Here is an 18129-nt window from a genome sequence, read left to right on the forward strand (position 1 = left end):
GAAACTTTTACATTCAACATTCATCATTTTACATTTTTCATTCCAACTTAAAACCCTAAACCAATGGCAAAACCGCGTACCGTGGTCGGGAATGTTCCCAGGTTGGTGAGCGCGCCGTTGTTCAGATTGATTGAATACAGATTGGTAGAGCTGCCCGCCGTCAACAGCGCATAGGCTTTGTCGCTGCGTCCGCCAATGTCGAATCCGTTGGTTGCCGTGATGTCGATGCCCAGCGGGCTTCCACCCACCAGCGTACCGTCATTGGGCGGGATCTGGCGGTACAAGCGGTTGGTAAAGTCGTCGAGGTCATACAAAACCGTTGTCGTTGCACCCTGAACGTTGTTCGAATAGGCAGCCGCCCGAACCGAAGGGCGATCAACCGCCGTAGGACCATAATTGAGCGGTTTGTCGACACTAACGTTCCCATTTGTCGGATCAATCCGCAGGTTCTGACCCGAGTTGCTGATGACCCGAATCCGGTCAACCGTTGGGTTGAAATCAAAACCGTAGTCACTGCCCGTCAACATTGGTGTGAACGCGCCGGAACCCACCACGGTAAGCTGGGCGTTGTTGGTGCCGGCCGGATACGAAATGGTGTAAATGCGGCTGGAATTTCCCAAAGCGTAGAGCTGGCCCGTTGCCGGACGCATGTCGATACCACGAATCGTTTCGCCCGGTTGTAGTCCGGTAATGTTACGCTGAACCGGCCGGATGTCGAACGGATCGAAAATCAGCAGGTCGTTGCCACTCACGGCGTAAGCGACGGCATCCGTCGGAATGGCCAGCCCGATGTAGGTTCTGGAACCCAGATCGCCCAGCTTCTGGATGGCACCCGTGGTAAGGTTTACGTTGCCCAACTCGGCTTTACCGCCCACCCAGTAGGCCAGCAGGGCATGGCTGTTGTCAGACGAAATGTCAAAACCGGCACTGCCCGTGATGTCTTTTCCTAGGGGGCCGACGTTGACGAGCGTTCCGTTGTTGGGCGGAATCTGGGAATAGAGACGATCCGAAACCGGATCGATGTCATACAAAACGGTGCTGCTCGAAACGCCCTTGCTGTTGGTGTACGCCACCGCCGAAATCGCCGGACTCATTCCACCGTTGATGTTTCCGTCCTGCCCACCGGTCTGGAGCAAGCCCGTATTGGGATTGAGCCGAAGGTTTTGGCCGGTACTGGTCACCAGCCGGATGAGGTCGACGGTCGGGTTGAAGTCAAAAGCGACCGAAGCCCCGTCGGCGATGGCGGGGGAGAAAGGGTCCACACTTACCGAACGTGCTACCCCCGTTTCCTGATTGATGACGTAAACGCGGCTGGTACTACCCAGCCCATAGAGCTGCCCTGTTGCCGGGCGGAAGTCGATGGCCAGGATTTTTTCGTTTTCTTTCAAACCTGTGATCTCGGTATCCGACAGGTTCGCCATCGGGTTCGAAACGGTCTTCTTGTTCAACCGGTTGTTGTCCGTTAAAACAAAAAAAGAAAGCTCCGTCGCGCTTTCACGGGCACTGTTGTGTTTCGTAGCATCGGGGCTCAGGGCGTTCTCGGGTGATGTACACGCGTTCAGGCCCACCATCAGGCCGAGTACCCACGCGCCTGCCGGTAGGCGAAATCCCCTTTTTTTAGTCGTACTCATGTTTCAAATCGTTTTAGAAAGGTTGAATAGAATGATAGGATATTGACAGTCATACGAATGAAGACGGGCATTTAGATTTCCAATCCGTAAGAATGTTAGGATATGGCCGCGGCAGGAGAAGGTGAGTCACTGATAATGAGTAGATTATCAGGACAGTGGTAGAGAAAGATAATACTACGGGAAAGTTGAAAACGGCGATTACCAGCTCTTTTTAACAGACATATACATACCCGTTTGAGTCGGATATAACGCGCCCTGATCCAAGGCAAATGAGGCTGAGAGGAAGGTGTTGGAAAGCCGGGGAAGGGGAACCCGAGCCGCCAACAAGGCTGAAAACTGCTCGAAACGGGGAGAATACGGCAGATTGTAGGTGCCGTAGTTGCGGCTGAACGACGCCCGCGCATTGAGTTGAACCCGGTATAGAATTCCTTCCAGACCGAGATACCAGACATTGACCCGGTTATTGGGGAAGAAGCCGCCCCCGGTGTATTGTTGCACGCGGGCGGTGTAGTCGGCTCGCGGGGCAATGAAGGGCGTGCCGATGGTTCGCCCAAAATACGACCAGCCTTCCCGGTACTGACCGTGATTAAAATAATTGTCAGCCCCCTGATACTGAGCCGTCTGGTCGAAAACCGATCCACTCTGACTAGTCATCGGCAGCCATTCCACCACGGCGGCATTCCACCGGAACCGGGGGTTTGGGGTGGCGGTTTTGTTCCGAAAACGGAGGCCCCACAACCCGTCGGGAAAGTTGAGGTAGACGATTCCGCTGACGTCTTCGTAAAAATGCTGGTAGTAGAACAAGGTGCTTAACCGGGAGGTCGTCCATTCCAGGGCGTAGTCGATGGAACCCAGGTGATTGCCGACCCGGTTTTCGCCGTCGAAGGCGGTTTGCTGGCTGGTGGTGAGTTCTTTGGGATAAAGCCCAAAAATGAGTCCCGTATAATCCCGGAATGAGGAAGGCAACTTGCCATTGACCGCAAACGAAGTGCCTTTCAGGTAATCGGCGTGGCCGCCCCACTGCACCTGGTGATTCATGCCCACGTAAAATTTTACTTTCCAGTGCGGTTTTCCAAAACGGCCGTAGAGGTATTTCTGGTGCAGATACGCGTCTTTGATGTAGGGCGCATTGAACCAGCCGTGGGCATAGCCCAGCCGGAAAGCCACCAGTTTTTTCAGAAAACCGATCGGCACGAAGTCGGGCGTGTGGAACTGCACCTTCGGAATGGGCAGCGCATTGGCCGACCAGGCCACAAAACCGGACGTCAGCGTGGTGTCGCCGAGGCCGTATTGCTCGCGCCGACGGCCCGCCCAGAGTTCAAATTTTCCCAGCCGAACTTTGGCGTATAATTCCGGGAGAATAAACTGACTGCTTTTGCCCACATTGACAGCCGCATAGCCACCGACGCTCCAATCGAACCGGTGGTGGTTGGTGTAAGCCGTGTCGGTGCGGTATTCACGACTTATCTGTCCTCGCAACGTCCCGAACGGGCCTTGAAGGGGTACGATGCCGTATTGGTTGGTGCGGAGCCAGAATGGCGTTTGGCGGGTTGCTGCGCCCATGCCACCGAGTTCGAGGTGGGCCTGAACCGGGTTGGATGGCCGGGATTCCTGCGCCAGGGCCGAAGTGGTCAGCAGCCAGCCGAATGCCAAACAAAAGAGCCGTTTCATCGGCGGATCAGGCTAACGGTTCCATTCCGCCGGATTTTGTCGCCAGGCCGCGAGGGAGTCCATGGCGTCGGCCGAAATGTAGTTCAGATCCCGGGCTTCGCCCACCAGCGTTTCGTAGTCGCTCAGGCAAACCAGTTTGACGTCTTTGTCTGCAAAATTTTGACTGGCTACCGGAAAACCGTAGGTAAAAATGGCCGCCATGCCCAGTACCTTGGCTCCGGATTGCCGCAACACATCCACCACTTTGAGCGAACTGCCACCGGTCGAAATCAGGTCTTCAATCACCACAATGCGCTGGCCGTCTTCCAGCCGCCCCTCAATCTGGTTGCCCATACCGTGTTTTTTGGGTTCCGGCCGAACGTATAGAAAGGGCAGGTTCAGCGCATCGGCAACCAGCGCTCCCTGCGCAATACCGGCCGTAGCAACGCCCGCAATGGCTTGAACATCAGGGAATTCTTTCAGAATCGTTTCGGCTAACGCCGTACGAATATACGTCCGGGCTTCCGGGTACGACAGCGTGATTCGGTTGTCACAGTAAATCGGTGATTTCCAGCCTGAACTCCACGTAAAAGGCTCCTCCGGCCGGAGTCGAACCGCCTTCACTTCCAGTAGCAATCGGGCAACTTTTGCTGCAATCATGTAAAAAAAGGGGAATGTAAAATGTAAAATGATAAATGTCGAATGTAAAAGTGTTTCAAGAGCGCTTAGCTACTTTTACATTCGACATTTATCATTTTACATTTATAATTAATTTTTTAACTACTCTTCAATTCGCTTCGTCACCAGAATCTTATCGATTCGGCTTTTGTCCATGTCGATGATTTCAAACTGGTATTCCTGCCAGGAAAAAGTCTCACCGGTTTTTGGGATGTCCTTGATAATTTGTAATGCAAAACCGCCCAGCGTATCAAAACCGGTCATTTCGCGCCGGTTTTGGATGTTGATGTTAAAATAATCCAGAAAATCGTCGAACGGAATCTGGGCGTCGACGAGGTAACTGCCGTCGCCCCGCTCTACAATCTCAAATTCAAATTCGTTGGTGTCCGAAATGTCGCCCACGAGCGCGTCCACGATGTCGTTGAGCGTCACCATGCCCAAAACACCGCCGTATTCATCGACGATGATGCCGACATACTGCCGACGTTCCCGAAACCGCTCCAGCACCTGGTAGGCCATGTTGCTTTCGGGAATATACAGAATATCACGTTTCAGTTCTTCAAGCCGGGTGAGCTGATCATCGAGGTCTTTGCCCAAAAAATCCTTGCTGTGAATGAGTCCGATCATTTCATCGACGCCCCCCTGGCAGAGCGGGTAATGCGAATGGCGGTGTTCGATGATGTACTGGCGGTTTTCTTCAACCGTCGCTTCCAGATCCAGGAACACCATTTCCTGCCGGTTGGTCATCAGGGAGGTGATTCGGCGGTCGCCGAGTTGAAAAACGTTCTGGACAATTTCCTGCTCGATCTCCTCGATGACCCCGCCCGAGGTGCCTTCCTGAATCAGACTTTTGATTTCTTCTTCCGTTACGGCACTGGCATTGGGTTTGATATTCAGGATTTTAATGATCAGATCACTGGAAAATCCGAGCAGGCTGATGAAGGGAGACGTAATCCGGGACAGCATGTTCATCGGCCCGGCCATAAATTTGGCAATGCCTTCGGGGTTCGACAATCCGATTCGTTTGGGAACCAATTCGCCCAGCACCAGCGACAGATACGTAATCAGGATAACCGTCAGCGTGACGGCAATGCTGTTGGCGTACGGTTGCAGGAGCGGAAACTGGGACACGAAGCCCGAAATCTGGTCGGTCAGGCTGTCACCACTGAAAATACCGGTCAGGATTCCGATGAGGGTGATCCCGATTTGAACGGTAGCCAGAAACCGGTTGGGCGATTCGGCGAGTTTCAGAGCCTCTTCGGCCCGGCGGTCGCCGTTTCGGGCGTCGGTTTCGAGTCGGGCTTTGCGGGAGGAAACCAGTGCAATCTCCGATAAAGAGAAAACACCGTTCAGAATGACTAAAAAAAGAATGATTGCAAGTTCCACACGGGGGAAAGTTGGCGTTCTGCAAAAATAGTGGATTTAGTTTCTCTTCAAAGATGAATGGTTTATCTAAATTTGTTTTGTAATTCACGCTATTCGGTACGTCGACGGTTCGACGGGCTCATTCACCCAGCAGTTCAACTACCTCATGACCATTTTTATTGACGACCGACCCATTCATTTAAAGGGTTCGAAGAAGGCAGCCAAATTGCAGGACGCTGCGCTGGATAATCACGTGGAGTACGACCGGATCATCGACGCCCGTCTCGACGGCCTGAAGCTGGGCATGTTGAAAGGGCATCTCCTGGTGCTCAATGCGACGCCCGTTACCATCGAAAAACTGGTCAACTTGCTCAACAACTACGAAATGGGCGACCTGAGCTCCATTACGCTGGTAGCCGCTGAAAAAAAGGCCGTTGAGGAGAAGTTTAAAAGTATGTTCAAGATTGTCCGGGCCGCCGGAGGAGTGGTGTTTAAGGAGGATAAAATGCTGCTGATTTTCCGTCGCGGCAAGTGGGATCTGCCCAAAGGGAAACTCGACGGGGATGAACAGTCGCGGGTGGCGGCCCTGCGGGAAGTGGAAGAAGAAACCGGGGTTGTGGCTACCCTCGAAAACCGCATCTGTACGACCTGGCACACCTACACGCTGAACGGGAACCGCATCCTGAAAAAGACCAAATGGTATCACATGACCTGCGTCGACGATGCCAAGATGGCGCCCCAAACCGAGGAGGACATCGATCGACTCGAATGGATGGATGCCAAACAAACGGCCCTGGCCCTCACCAACTCCTTCAGCTCCATCCGGTATGTGATCGAGGAGGTGAACGGGAAGGTTTTGAAATAGTTAATAATTAAGAGTTAAGAGTGATGAGTTAAGAGTTGGCTGACGCACTTGTTTCAGCTTGCGTCAATCAACTCTTAACTCATCACTCTTAACTCTTAACTACTTCAGTTTGTACGGCAGAAATTCGTCGATGTTTTTGGAATAGCGGTGCAATTCCCGGATGATGCTTGAACTGATGGGAGCGAGGGGCGGGGATGTGATGAGAAAGACGGTTTCGACGTCTTCGTACACGTACCGGTTGACCTGCGAAATGCTGTTTTCGTATTCAAAATCCGTCGTATTGCGCAGTCCCCGCAGCAAAAACCGGGCGCCCAGGTCGCGGGCGACGTTGGCAGTCAGGTCGTCATACGACACGACTTTTACCGCCGGATAGGCCGCAAAGGTTTGCTCGATCAGGCCGACCATCACGTCTAGTGGAAAATACCGCTGTTTGCTGGCGTTTCGGCCAATGCCGATGAAAATTTCATCAAACAGTTTGAGTCCCCGTAAAACTATGTCTTCATGTCCCTTCGTAAACGGGTCGAAGGAGCCGGGAAAGAGCGCGATTCGTTTCATAAAGGTTTGAGCAACCGGGTGGTGGCTGGCTGGATGGTTAATAGAAGGTCAGTCGGTTGCCCAATCTCACTCGATCAGGGTGTTTCCGTACAAACTGAAATACCGGTGTTCCGGTAACTCATCGAACGCTGGTGTCAACTGCAAGCCGGGCGGTGTTGAACCAAATCGGATGCTGGGCAGAAATTGTTCGAGGGCCGTATAAATTTCGGCAAAAGGTGTGATTTCACCGAACAAAACCACTTGCAATTCTTTCGGTTCGGTTTTCAATTCATTGATGACATACAGGATGTAATACACCAGATCGGTGGCATTTTTGTAGGCAAACCGGTTGCAGAACCTGAATTCTCCGCCTTTCCGATAAATAACCGTAACCGATTCATCTTCAAAGTTTAACGATAGTTTTTGATCCGAATTCAGCACCGAATCCGTCAGCGACGTTGCCTGGATCAGCGTGCTCGACTGGTGAACGAGCGTAATCTGTTGCAGGGGATAGGTGGCCGACAGCCAATCGGTCAGGGCATTGTCAATGCTGAAAACCGCCTGAAAATCTTCTTTTTTGTGGGCATATGCCAAGGCGTGTTCGGTGCTGGAGAGCGGATTACCGCGCATCAACTGGAGGTATTGGGCTGCGTATTCTTTACGGAACAGACCCGATGGCACCAGCGTAAACGAAGGGGAATTGACCGACACCTGAATGCTTTTCCAGTAGGACGACTGCAGGATCGGATGGTTTTGGTAAATGGTTCGTAACGAGGGCAGCAGCGGATTTTCGGTCAGCAGGGTCGGAAAGGTGTAGTCTTCCAGCCAGATGCACCGGCGCGGATGGGGTTCGACCACACAAAACCGGAACCGTTCCTTGCCCATTTCCAGGCAAAGCTGATACGAGTCGGTCGTTGACACATCAAAAGAATCTTCCCGAATGGCGACGGTTGGGGTCACAGTAGCAATGGTCTCGATACGCACAAAAAAGTGAATGGGTTAACAGGTACAGTGGGAAGTTATATGTTTTCCAATTTTGGGAACATATGGTGAGCTAAATGTACAAAAATACCCGACAGACCACCGCTATTGTTTCAAATAACCTTTTAAGTGGAAAACCTCCTCCATAGACTGGCACAGGCGGAACATGCGGTGTACCTCATTTTCGGGGTACTTTTTGATTTCCTCGAACGTCATCAGCCGCACTTCGGTAATAATCTGGCTTTCAGCGTCCATTTCCGGGTCGAACCCCTGGCGAAGGTGGCCGCCCACAATGCGGACCTCGAAAAACAGTTCCATCGCGTGCAGGGGCGTTTGCATGAATTCGTTGACGAACTGGAGTTCGCCCACTTCAATGTCCAGCCCGGTTTCTTCCTGAAATTCCCGAACCAGGGCTTCGTAGGCGGTTTCGCCATATTGGGGGCCACCGCCCGGCGGACACCAGAAGGTATCCGTGGGGCCAATGCCCCGGTGACGGACCATCAATAGTTTTCCGTCGATGAGGCACAAACCGCATACCCGCAGCCGCAGGCGATTGCCGTAGAGCCGCTTTACTTCTTCGCGTGCAATATCCAAGTTGATTTCTGATCGTTTCAGCCCGCAAATATAGGGAGAATTAAGAGTTAAGAGTTAAGAATTAAGAGTCGGCTGACGCCTGTTTAACTCTTCACTCATAATTCTTAACTCTTAATTCTTTTAGTAGGGGCTTCCAGAAATGTAGCTTTCCAGGGAGTGGATGCGGGCTTTCTGATCGTGGATGATGGCTGAAACGACGTCATTAATGGAAATAATGCCGATGAGTTGGCCTTCATCGACGACGGGGAGGTGGCGAATGTGTTTATCAGACATGATCAGCATGGCATCTTCCAGGCGTTGATCAGAGCTGATGGTGATCAGGTTGGCGGTCATGACCTCTTTGATCAGGGTATCTTTCGACGCCCGGCCTTTCAAAATCCCTTTGCGGGCATAGTCGCGTTCTGAAAAGATTCCCGACAGATTTCCTGCGTCGATCACCAGAACAGCCCCGATATTTTTGGTAGCCATAGCTTCCAAAGCTTCATAAACCGTCGTGTCGGACGTGACGGAATAGATGGTGTTGATCGTTTTGCCTTGCAAAACCTGACGGATTTTCATGATTTAAGGAAGTTTGGTAAATGGGTTGGGATCAAAATAAAAAAAAGGTATGATAAAAGCAATGCCGTGTTGTATTTTGGGGCTTATATGCCTTATAATTCTTGGAATTATCAAAACTTGCTTGGTGATTCAAGGGTGACAGTCGATTTGTTTTTAAAAAGAAGTACGTCTAAGTTTGAAAAAAAACGCCTATGCTTTCCTTTCCATCGCGTCTGTGCAGACTGATCAGCGGGTTGTTCTTCCTCGTAAGCCTGAGTCTGTCGTGCCAGCGGCCTCCGGTCAAAGCCGAGCAGGAAGACCTCAATCCGCTGGTGGGTTCCTGGGAAAAAGTGAACCCCTCGAAGTGCAGCCAGATGTACCCGGATGTGATCGAGTTCAGCGCGAACGGAGTATACCAAACGCAGTCGGAAGTAACGTCCGTGGCGATGGCCTGGGATGCCGGTACGTATGCCGTGGACCGGCAAATAGTAAAGATTGCCAATGCCCTGGAAGTTTCGAAGCCCTACCGGTTTGTAATCAAGAACGAAATCGTTACGTTTGAGGATGAGCAGGGATGTCGGTTTCCCTACCGGCGAATGTAAAATCGGTTGAAAAAAACCGGCTGTTATTCCGTATATTCGTACAATGAATGATACTCTCACGCCCGCAGAATTGCTGGCGAAACGCTTCCCTTTCAAGCCTACTCCCGGGCAGCAACACTTTTTTGAACAGATGAATCCGTTCATGATTCGGACGGAACATGAAAATTACCGGGATTGCTTTTTGCTCAAAGGCTATGCCGGTACCGGTAAAACCACCCTCATCAGTACGCTGATCAAAGTATTGCCCAAGTTTGGGTTCAAATCCGTTCTGCTGGCGCCCACGGGCCGGGCGGCCAAGGTCATGGCGAATTACTCGAAGCGCATGGCCCAGACCATTCACCGGAAAATTTACCGACAGGTGGCCGACTCCAGTTCGGGAAATCTGGTGTTTCAGCGACAGAAAAATTACCACGAAGACACGGTTTTTATCGTCGATGAGGCTTCCATGATCAGCGATGATTCAGAGATCGGCATGAACGGTTTGCTGGCCGACCTGGTCGACTTTGTGTTTGAAAACCCCGGAAACCGCCTGATGCTGGTGGGAGATGTGGCGCAGCTTCCGCCCGTTGGCAAGGAACTCAGCCCGGCGCTCGACAAAGGCTATCTGGAGCGACATTTCGATATGGTGGTGGTGGAGCAGGAGTTGATGGAGGTCATGCGGCAGGACGAACATTCGGGTATTCTGTTGAATGCCACCAACTTGCGGGATGTCCTGAACGACCCGAATCCGAAGATTCATCTGAACGTCCGGAAGTTTCGGGACATCTATAAAATGACCGGCGAAAAGCTGGAAGACGGGATTCGGTATTGCTACGACAAATACGGCCGCGAAAATACCATCATCATCACGCGTTCCAACAAGATGGCCGTGCAGTATAACCAGTACATCCGCCGGGCCATCAATCAGTGTGAAGAAGAACTCGACGCGGGCGATATGCTGATGATTGTCAAGAACAATTATACGGTTTTAGAAGACGATTCACCGGCGGGTTTTCTGGCCAACGGCGATTTTGTGGAGGTGATGAAAATCCGCAAACGGGAAGAACAGCACGGTCTTAAATTCGCCACCGTCACCCTGCGGCTGGTCGATCTGGAGGAGCAACCCGAGTTTGAAACCAAGATTATTCTCGATACGCTGTATTCCCCGCAGCCGTCGCTGGGGCGGGAGGAAAACAAGCAGTTGTACGAGAGCGTCCAGCAGGATTATTTTTACATCAAATCGAAAAAGGAACGTTCCGAAGCCATCCGTCGCGATCCGTATCTGAGCGCGTTGCAGGTGAAGTTTGCCTACGCGCTGACCTGTCACAAGGCACAGGGTGGGCAGTGGCCGGCGGTTTTTGTCGATCAGGGCTATTTGCCTGACGGACAGGTGAACCAGGATTTTGTGCGGTGGCTCTACACGGCCATTACCCGGGCCACCGACGAAGCGTTTCTGATGAATTTTATGCCGCAATTTTTTGGAAACACCCCCCATGAACCTGACTGAGTTTACCCAAACCCTGAAGAACGCCCAACCGCCGTTTGGTCTGCACCCGGTTGCCGAAGCCCTCTGGTATGACGCCAAAGGCAATTGGGAACAGGCCCACAACATTGCCCAAAGCCGGGAAGGAACCCGCGACTACGACCGTTTGCACGCCTATCTGCACCGCAAGGAAGGCGACGAGTGGAACGCCGGTTACTGGTATCGCCGGGCGGGCGCAACGGTTTTTGCCGGCTCGCTGGACGACGAGTGGAATGCGTTGATTCAAACTTTTCTGGCGAAATAAGCGATGAAACGCATACGCTGGGTGATCGTTTTGCTGCTGGCCGTTCAGACGGTTTGGGCGCAGGACTGGAAAGCCGGGGTTTCCCGGGTGGTAATTACACCCAAAACTTCGCAGTGGATGGCCGGTTATGCAGCCCGTACCCGTCCCGCCGAAGGGAAACTTCATGATCTGTGGGCCAAAGCGCTGGCGCTGGAAGATGAAAAAGGAAACCGGGTGGTGCTGGTGACCACCGATCTGCTGGGCTTTCCGAAAAAACTCTCGGACCAAATCCGGGAGCGGCTAAACCGCCAGTTCAATCTGTCGAAAGCACAGATCCTTCTGAACAGTTCGCACACCCATTCCGGGCCGGTTTTGGCCGATGCCTTGTACGACATTTACCCGCTCAATGCCGGCGAATTGGCAAAGATCGACCGATATACCCGCCAACTGGAAGACCAGATTGTGACGCTGGTCGGGCAAGCCCTGAAAGACCTTGAACCAGCGGAACTGTTCGCCCAGAACGGCGTAACGCGTTTTCAGGTGAACCGGCGCAACAACAAGGAAGGCTCGCTGCGGGAGCAGACAGAACTGAAAGGCCCGAATGACCACGCGGTTCCGGTGATCAAGGTGCTCGACAAGGCCGGGAAACTCAAAGCCATTGCCTTCGGCTACGCCTGTCACCCCACCGTGCTGGATCAATACCAGTGGTCGGGCGATTACGTCGGGTTTGCCCAACTGGAGCTGGAAAAAGCACATCCGGGTGCGATAGCGCTGTTTTTTCAGGGAGCCGCCGGGGATCAGAACCCGATGCCCCGCCGGACCGTGCCGCTGGCCCGGCAACACGGTCGGGAACTGGCCGTGGCCGTGGATCGCGTACTCGAAGAACCCATGCGGAAATTGACGGCCCAGGTTCGTACCGCCTACTCCGAAATTGACCTTCCACTGGCCGCTCCGCCTTCGGAAGCCGAATTGACGAAAACCAGCCAGGAAGGGGAGAGTTACATGAAACGCTGGGCAACCCGGATGCTGGCCGAAAGAAAGCAGGGCAAGCCGGTATTGACCCACTATCCGTACCCCTTGCAGGTGTGGCAGTTGGGCGACCAGCCTCTGCTGGCGTTTGGGGGTGAGCTCGTCATCGAATACGCCATTGCGTGTAAAAAGCGGTTTGGTCCCGACCTCTTCGTGCTGGGGTATTCCAACGATGTGATGGGCTACATTCCGTCCGATACGGTTTTGAAAGAAGGCGGATACGAAGGGGCTTCTTCGCAGATGGTCTACGGTTTGCCGGGCCTTTGGGCTACTTCCGTTCCGGATCTGATTTGGCAGGAAATCAACCGCCTGGCCGGGTTGGCTGGTGTGTCATCAACCAAATAAGTTTATTAAAACGATCGTAGGCTAACCATGAATACAGCGGGATAATTGTTATCTTTATAAGCAAGTCCTGAACCCCGCTCCCCATGTCCGGCAAACAAACGTATCTTACCTGGATCGTCGTTGACGATGAGGAGTATGGCACCTTCTTCACAAGGGCGTTTTCCGAGAAACAACTCGAAAGCCGACTGGATTTCTTCCTCAGCGATCGGTTGCTGGTGGAAAAACTGGAGGATGAAAGTGGGGAACTACCTGACTTGATCTTGCTGGAATTTCAATCTTCGAAACCGGTTGGGATCGAAACCCTGTCGGCGATCAGAAACCACCCGCGGGGGAAGCACATTCCGGTGCTAATGGTGAGTGACTCTGCTTCACCCGCTACCATCAGCCTTTGTTACCAGCTAGGTGTTAATGCTTACGTAATGAAGCCCGGCCGATTTGACGATCTGGCCTACTTTGTCAACTCAATCTGCCGCTACTGGCTGGAAATGTCCGATCAGCTCACCCGAACCTGATTCGGTTTATCCGCAAGAAGGAAATTATTTTCATAGCGTTTTCCGGCCTTTTCGGTTCGAAATGCCCGTCGGCTGTGATGGTGTTGCGTGTAAGGAATAGCGTTAGCACGGTTGTGAGGCTGATTTTAGGTAAAATTTATTCGAAATAAGCACAGTCTGCAGGAAAAATAAACTTTGTAAAGTACTCGGATAATTTTAGTAGTTTATTGAAATTTAAGCAATTAGCTTAAGTTTACAGAACATTCGTCCAGCAATTAGGTTGTCTTGAGTAGAGGACCAATCCATACTGGTTTTGAAAGCAGCCAGGTGGCCGTCAGGAGTCCAATAAAGTGTAGGTATTTTTTTTAACTGTGCGGCTGACTACTTTTCCCCCTGGTTTGGCTTACTGAGAACAGAACATGGCGGATTCCCAGAATGATAAGCCGAAAAAATCCCTCCCGCCCGAAAAGCAGCCGAAGGACCAGTCTGATTTATTGCAGGGAATCCTGATCAATATTCCAACAGGTCTTTACGTCTATGATCCGGTTTTCAACGACGAGGGCCAGCCCTCGGATTTTCGGCTGGTGTTGTTGAACCCGTTGGCGGCCCAACTGGTGGATCGTCCGTCGGATGCCCTGATCAATGAGTCGATGAAACTCCTGTTGCCAAGTCTGGTTACCATTGATTTGTGTGCTTTGTCTATTCTGGTTTTCCAAACCCGGCAAACCTACCAGTTCGAAACCGAATTCTGCCACCGCAACGGTCTGGTGGGCTGGTATAAAATCAGCATTTCCCGGTATGACCACCGGATTATTGTAACGACAATTGATATTACCGCCCTGAAAGAGGTGCAGGTCAGGTTGCAAAAGGTGACCGAAACCATGCAAACGATGCTGGATGGCTCACCGATTGCAATTTCGCAACTGAAAGCCGTTCGCGACCGGAGAGGGAATCTCATCGACTTCGTTTACGAAGGGGCCAACGAAAAATACGCTTTGCTGCTCAAACGTTCGGTCAGTGACCTGGTTGGAAAACGGTTTTTGGGTTTATTCCCGGAAGCCCGCGAGATGATTTTTGCGGATTATGGACAAGTGATTGAAACCGGCGAACCCCGTCGCACCGAGCGATACTACGCGGGTGAGCCCTTGAGTGGCTGGTTCGATATATCCATCATCAAAAATGACGATGGCGTGGTGGCTTCATATCTGGACATCAACGACCGCAAAGAAGCGGAAAGGCAGTTGGCGGTGACGATGCAAAACCTTCAGGAAGCTAAAAATCAGACGGATATAGATTTGATCCGCTTGCAGATCGCCGAGGAAGAAGTCAACCGGGTGCTGCGGCACGAACGGGAAATAAACACCCACCAGTCGCAGTTCATTACTTTTGTTTCGCATCAGTTCCGCAATCCGATGACGGGTATTTTGCTGGCCGCCGAAGCGCTGGCTAAATTCGGTGAACGGTCGATGGGTACGGTATTGGCCGAGAAAGTGGCGCATTATGCCCACCAGACCCGCCAGGAGATTCAGCGACTCGACAAGCTGCTGACGAAAGTATTGTTTCAGGATCGGATGCAGTTATTGCAGATTGCGCTCCGAATCGAAGATGTAGAATTGGTGGCTTTTTGCAAGAATTTGATTACGCAACAACTCGAACAGCATACGGATTACCAGCGGATTCAGTTTCAATGCGGTCAGGAAACGGTCTGGGCAAAAGGCGATTTGGTCATTCTGGAGCAGGTGCTGGAAAACCTGATGAGCAATGCATTAAAGTATTCCATCGGTTCCGAAAAACCGGTAGAAGTGGAGATCGATACGCTGGATCATGAAATTCACATCTCGGTCAGGGATTTCGGAATCGGGATTCCGGGCGAAGAACTGGAACACATTGGCAAGACCTTCTTCCGGGCGTCGAACACCTCTTTCATCTCGGGCATCGGGCTGGGGCTATCGTTATCCCGCCAGTTTATCAAGCAGCATGGAGGACGACTCGATGTCGAGAGCAAACTCAATCAGTATACGCTTTGCACCATTGTGTTGCCCTGCTGAGCGCCTGAGCAGTTTACGGAAAATACTTGTCTGATAATTGATTCTTTCGTCGATACATCCGGGATCTGGCACATTTATTGTCTTAATCCCTCCTGTGAACAATCGATTTTATTATCAGACTTTTAGACTTTTGATAATAGACATTTTTCCAACGCTTCTTTTGGAGTTCAGCTTATTTTCATATGAATAATAAGTCTGTTAACTTTCATCGGCACTCCGCAAACATATGCTGATGTATGCTCAAAAAAAGTAAAATTTTTCTTTTCGGCGAAATCTTGCCGTACTAAATTTGCACGATTCGAAATCAAATCCGGGCGCTGAAGCAGGCAGTTTCCCACGCTTTCGAGCAAAAATCCTGCTGTTACTGTGAAGTAGAACGTGGCGTCCTGGGAGTAGTTAGTCACCCTACCATTTCGATTTACCTGTAGCCCCCAACAGTCGCAGACTGTCGGATCGAAACCTTTTTGCCCTTTAATTTTTAAAACGGGATTTATCCCGATCGGATAACTATGGATTTTAATAAATCAATATAGTAGCATTTTTTAATTTATTAGCGCAACGTATGAAAAACCGTAACGATCTATTGGCTTGCCTTGTCCTCCTTTTGGGATTGAGTTTTAGTACCGCCCGGGGCAGTGGGGGAGTCACTCACGCCATCAAATTGCCATCGAACGCCCTGGTTTCCGAGCCAGCGCCCGTCAATCGGCAACGCTATTTGGGCGTCACCATTTTTAACTTCGAAAATGACCCCCGGGTCGACGATGAGCGCATCGAACATTCGGCCGCAGCGGGCTGTAATGCCGTTGAAATTACCATCAACTGGGACCGGGTTTACCCCACCCGTCAGAGCGTGGCCAACTGGAAAGTGGTCGATTCCCACGTCCAAACCGCCTTGCGGCTGGGTCTGAAGATAGCCCTGCGAATTCATGTCGGTCGTGAAATTAAGATGCTGGGCGATTTTTGGGAGACCAACGAGACCATGCAGGCGGCTGACGGGTCACGGAGTACGGGCAGTGGCATCACGCAGTTTAGCTACGCCCACCAGCCCACCATTGAACTGGCGAAGGATTTCGTGAAGGAAACCACCCGGCGGTATCTCTATTTACAACAGCAAAACAAGCTGCTGTTTTTCTCCGTTGTGGCTTCACCCGCCCTGGAATCCGAATATTCGCCGGTGCTCGACAAGGCCGATGGCGATAAGGTGGTCATTGCCTTCGATTACAGCAATCCCATGAAAACCGCCTTCCGGCAGTGGTTGCAGGAAAAATTTACACTATCGGATCTGAACAAACGCTGGAACACCGGTTTTGGCGACTGGAATGCCGTCGTACCACCGGGCAACACGACCAGCGATCCGCGGGGCATCTTTAGCGCCAATCGCCGGGGGTTGGATTGGTACGTCTTTCGGCACCGCCTGCTCGAACGGTTTTTGAACGACATTACGAACACGATCAAGGGCGTCGATGGGTCGATCCGGGTGGTCAATCAGCACGGGGCCGTCTGGGACCGGCTGAGTGGTCTGCGGGGCACATACGCTTTCAAGAGCCTGAACGAGAACGCGGATGGGCTGAAATTCAACGACGGCCCCACCTACAATCACCGGTTTTCTATGGATATTGTGCGCAGCAATTTAAAACCAGGTGCGTTTATGATCAATGCGGTCGACGGAATGTTCTGGCAAACGGTTTCGATCGGAACGTACTATGATCAGGTGAAGGAATGTTTTGATCACGGGGCTTCCATGCTGACACTGGCCAATTTCGGGGGAAAAGACGCCCGCGCTACCCTCACACAGTTGGTTGATCGGGTGGTGGATGCCGGTTTGCTGAATCAGCCCGTGACGCAGGTGCAAACCGGCGGCAGCATCAGCTACAAACTGTCGGAAATCCTCCGGGACACTTATACGCCCATCACCAATCGCTGGACGGATCAATATAATAAGTCCGGGAAAAAACCGGTGCAGGTTACACTCATCGAAGATTTGCTGGATGAGATGGATGAACCAACCCAACCCGACGTGAACAAGGCACCTCAGGTGATAACGACGTATTCGGACCGCGATGCCACCGTTGGCAAATCGTTTAGCCTGGCTGTTTCGGAAAGCCATTTCAGAGACCCGGACGGAACCATCGCCAAGGTCGAGGTGAGTGGTTTGTCGGCCGGTCTGAGTTACAATGCCTCTACGAACCTCATTGCCGGTACGCCAACGTCGGTGACAACCCTGAGCGTGACGGTGAAAGCAACCGACAATGACGGCGCCACCGGATCGGATGTCTTTCTGATTCGGGTGAATTCGGCCACGGAACCCGCCCCAGCTCCAGAACCGGAGCCGGAAGGACCGTTAACGGGAAGTTTCGACGGTTACCTGGATAAAGTAGAGTGTGGTACGATGCGTGGCTGGGCCTGGGATCGGAACAAGCCCGACGAGTCGGTGACGATTGAATTTTCGGCCGACGGCCAGGTGATCGGAACGGCGGAAGCGGATATTTACAGAACGGATCTATACGATGCGGGAAAGGGGAATGGGAAACACGCCTACAGCTTTCCGACGCCGGCGAGTCTGAAAGACGGTAAACCCCGCCAGATTAGTGCCAAAGTACGGAACAGCACCTTTACCTTGAAGTATGCGCCCAAATCGTTGACCTGCCCCTCGCCGGCAAGAACCTTGGTGGCGTCGGCAGAACGGGGTTTGTCGGTGACGGTGTTGGGAAACCCCGTTGGTGAGCAAACGAGTGTGGAAGTCCGGGGTGTGGAAGGGAAACCGGTTCGATTTCAACTCAGTGACGTCCGCGGGCGAATCATCAGCGAGCGGGCGGTAGAAACCGCCGGAGTTGTTGAAAAACAGCAATTCAATCTGGGCCGCGAACTGACGGGGCTGCTGCTCTTACGGGTGGTATCGGGTCAGCAGGCGGTAACCGTAAAATTACTGAAACCCTAAAAACGCTTATTTCTAAAAAAACAGCCCAAATAACGCATTTGGGCTGTTTTTTTGCCTGATAAAGCCGTATTTATTAAAAAAAAGGTAAAATAGAGT

16 protein-coding genes are annotated in these 18129 nt (G+C 52.0%); 8 read left to right on the forward strand and 8 right to left on the reverse strand.

The annotated features are described in order from the left end of the window. Positions 1-47: 47 nt before the first annotated feature. The 4 genes from ACS5NO_RS12025 to ACS5NO_RS12040 form a co-directional block, all read right to left on the reverse strand. A complete protein-coding gene (locus tag ACS5NO_RS12025; RefSeq protein WP_439415373.1) occupies positions 48-1631 on the reverse strand; it encodes a DUF4394 domain-containing protein in 1584 nt (527 codons plus the stop codon). A 198-nt stretch (positions 1632-1829) separates the two neighbouring features. Beyond that, the gene (locus ACS5NO_RS12030) at positions 1830-3302 is read right to left on the reverse strand and encodes a capsule assembly Wzi family protein (protein ID WP_439415374.1); all 1473 of its coding nucleotides are present in this window, start codon (positions 3300-3302) and stop codon (positions 1830-1832) included. A gap of 12 nt (positions 3303-3314) precedes the next feature. Further along, on the reverse strand, positions 3315-3941 hold the full coding sequence (gene pyrE / locus ACS5NO_RS12035; protein ID WP_439415375.1) for an orotate phosphoribosyltransferase: 627 nt from the start codon (positions 3939-3941) through the stop codon (positions 3315-3317). Between the two features lie 120 nt (positions 3942-4061). Beyond that, complete coding sequence (locus ACS5NO_RS12040; RefSeq protein ID WP_439415376.1) at positions 4062-5345, reverse strand: hemolysin family protein; 1284 nt, start codon at positions 5343-5345, stop codon at positions 4062-4064. Between the two features lie 145 nt (positions 5346-5490). On the opposite strand from ACS5NO_RS12040, the gene ACS5NO_RS12045 reads away from it, so the two are divergent. Next, entirely contained in the window at positions 5491-6189 is a 699-nt protein-coding gene (locus ACS5NO_RS12045; RefSeq protein WP_439415377.1) for an NUDIX hydrolase, read from the forward strand. A gap of 99 nt (positions 6190-6288) precedes the next feature. Here the strand turns inward: ACS5NO_RS12045 and coaD are convergent, their stop codons facing one another. From coaD to ACS5NO_RS12065, 4 genes are all read right to left on the reverse strand, one after another. Then, positions 6289-6744, reverse strand: a complete 456-nt coding sequence (coaD, locus tag ACS5NO_RS12050) for a pantetheine-phosphate adenylyltransferase (protein WP_439415378.1) — start codon at positions 6742-6744, stop codon at positions 6289-6291. A 66-nt stretch (positions 6745-6810) separates the two neighbouring features. After that, positions 6811-7707: a DUF3822 family protein gene (locus ACS5NO_RS12055; protein ID WP_439415379.1), complete on the reverse strand. Its 897-nt coding sequence runs from the start codon at positions 7705-7707 to the stop codon at positions 6811-6813. A gap of 102 nt (positions 7708-7809) precedes the next feature. Continuing rightward, positions 7810-8298 carry an NUDIX domain-containing protein gene (locus ACS5NO_RS12060; protein WP_439415380.1) on the reverse strand — a complete coding sequence of 163 codons (489 nt, stop codon included), beginning with the start codon at positions 8296-8298 and terminating at the stop codon, positions 7810-7812. Positions 8299-8418: 120 nt separating this feature from the next. Beyond that, positions 8419-8856 (reverse strand): CBS domain-containing protein, encoded by a 438-nt coding sequence (locus ACS5NO_RS12065; protein WP_138990319.1) that lies wholly within the window; start codon positions 8854-8856, stop codon positions 8419-8421. A gap of 191 nt (positions 8857-9047) precedes the next feature. Between ACS5NO_RS12065 and ACS5NO_RS12070 the strand changes: the two genes are divergently transcribed. From ACS5NO_RS12070 to ACS5NO_RS12100, 7 genes are all read left to right on the forward strand, one after another. Further along, positions 9048-9437, forward strand: coding sequence for a hypothetical protein (locus tag ACS5NO_RS12070; protein WP_439415381.1), 390 nt, complete (start codon positions 9048-9050; stop codon positions 9435-9437). A gap of 43 nt (positions 9438-9480) precedes the next feature. Continuing rightward, positions 9481-10923, forward strand: coding sequence for an ATP-dependent DNA helicase (locus ACS5NO_RS12075; protein WP_439415382.1), 1443 nt, complete (start codon positions 9481-9483; stop codon positions 10921-10923). Then, positions 10910-11203 carry a hypothetical protein gene (locus ACS5NO_RS12080; protein ID WP_439415383.1) on the forward strand — a complete coding sequence of 98 codons (294 nt, stop codon included), beginning with the start codon at positions 10910-10912 and terminating at the stop codon, positions 11201-11203. Before ACS5NO_RS12075 ends, ACS5NO_RS12080 begins: the two co-directional genes overlap by 14 nt. 3 nt (positions 11204-11206) lie before the next feature. Then, the gene (locus ACS5NO_RS12085) at positions 11207-12556 is read left to right on the forward strand and encodes a neutral/alkaline non-lysosomal ceramidase N-terminal domain-containing protein (RefSeq protein ID WP_439415384.1); all 1350 of its coding nucleotides are present in this window, start codon (positions 11207-11209) and stop codon (positions 12554-12556) included. An 83-nt stretch (positions 12557-12639) separates the two neighbouring features. Then, the gene (locus tag ACS5NO_RS12090) at positions 12640-13068 is read left to right on the forward strand and encodes a response regulator (protein WP_439415385.1); all 429 of its coding nucleotides are present in this window, start codon (positions 12640-12642) and stop codon (positions 13066-13068) included. Between the two features lie 398 nt (positions 13069-13466). Next, entirely contained in the window at positions 13467-15095 is a 1629-nt protein-coding gene (locus ACS5NO_RS12095) for a sensor histidine kinase (protein WP_439415386.1), read from the forward strand. Between the two features lie 562 nt (positions 15096-15657). After that, on the forward strand, positions 15658-18033 hold the full coding sequence (locus ACS5NO_RS12100) for a putative Ig domain-containing protein (RefSeq protein WP_439415387.1): 2376 nt from the start codon (positions 15658-15660) through the stop codon (positions 18031-18033). The last annotated feature ends 96 nt before the right edge of the window (positions 18034-18129 follow it).

Source organism: Larkinella fluvii (assembly GCF_051857545.1).
GTDB lineage: Bacteria > Bacteroidota > Bacteroidia > Cytophagales > Spirosomataceae > Larkinella.

What these genes read in the sequence shown, in the direction of transcription:
- ACS5NO_RS12025 (WP_439415373.1), bottom strand. Translation starts at nt 1,631, where the DNA reads ATGAGTACGACTAAAAAAAGGGGATTTCGCCTACCGGCAGGCGCGTGG.
- ACS5NO_RS12095 (WP_439415386.1), top strand. Translation starts at nt 13,467, where the DNA reads ATGGCGGATTCCCAGAATGATAAGCCGAAAAAATCCCTCCCGCCCGAA.
- coaD (WP_439415378.1), bottom strand. Translation starts at nt 6,744, where the DNA reads ATGAAACGAATCGCGCTCTTTCCCGGCTCCTTCGACCCGTTTACGAAG.
- ACS5NO_RS12080 (WP_439415383.1), top strand. Translation starts at nt 10,910, where the DNA reads ATGAACCTGACTGAGTTTACCCAAACCCTGAAGAACGCCCAACCGCCG.
- ACS5NO_RS12045 (WP_439415377.1), top strand. Translation starts at nt 5,491, where the DNA reads ATGACCATTTTTATTGACGACCGACCCATTCATTTAAAGGGTTCGAAG.
- ACS5NO_RS12090 (WP_439415385.1), top strand. Translation starts at nt 12,640, where the DNA reads ATGTCCGGCAAACAAACGTATCTTACCTGGATCGTCGTTGACGATGAG.
- ACS5NO_RS12075 (WP_439415382.1), top strand. Translation starts at nt 9,481, where the DNA reads ATGAATGATACTCTCACGCCCGCAGAATTGCTGGCGAAACGCTTCCCT.
- ACS5NO_RS12070 (WP_439415381.1), top strand. Translation starts at nt 9,048, where the DNA reads ATGCTTTCCTTTCCATCGCGTCTGTGCAGACTGATCAGCGGGTTGTTC.
- ACS5NO_RS12085 (WP_439415384.1), top strand. Translation starts at nt 11,207, where the DNA reads ATGAAACGCATACGCTGGGTGATCGTTTTGCTGCTGGCCGTTCAGACG.
- ACS5NO_RS12100 (WP_439415387.1), top strand. Translation starts at nt 15,658, where the DNA reads ATGAAAAACCGTAACGATCTATTGGCTTGCCTTGTCCTCCTTTTGGGA.
- ACS5NO_RS12030 (WP_439415374.1), bottom strand. Translation starts at nt 3,302, where the DNA reads ATGAAACGGCTCTTTTGTTTGGCATTCGGCTGGCTGCTGACCACTTCG.
- ACS5NO_RS12065 (WP_138990319.1), bottom strand. Translation starts at nt 8,856, where the DNA reads ATGAAAATCCGTCAGGTTTTGCAAGGCAAAACGATCAACACCATCTAT.
- pyrE (WP_439415375.1), bottom strand. Translation starts at nt 3,941, where the DNA reads ATGATTGCAGCAAAAGTTGCCCGATTGCTACTGGAAGTGAAGGCGGTT.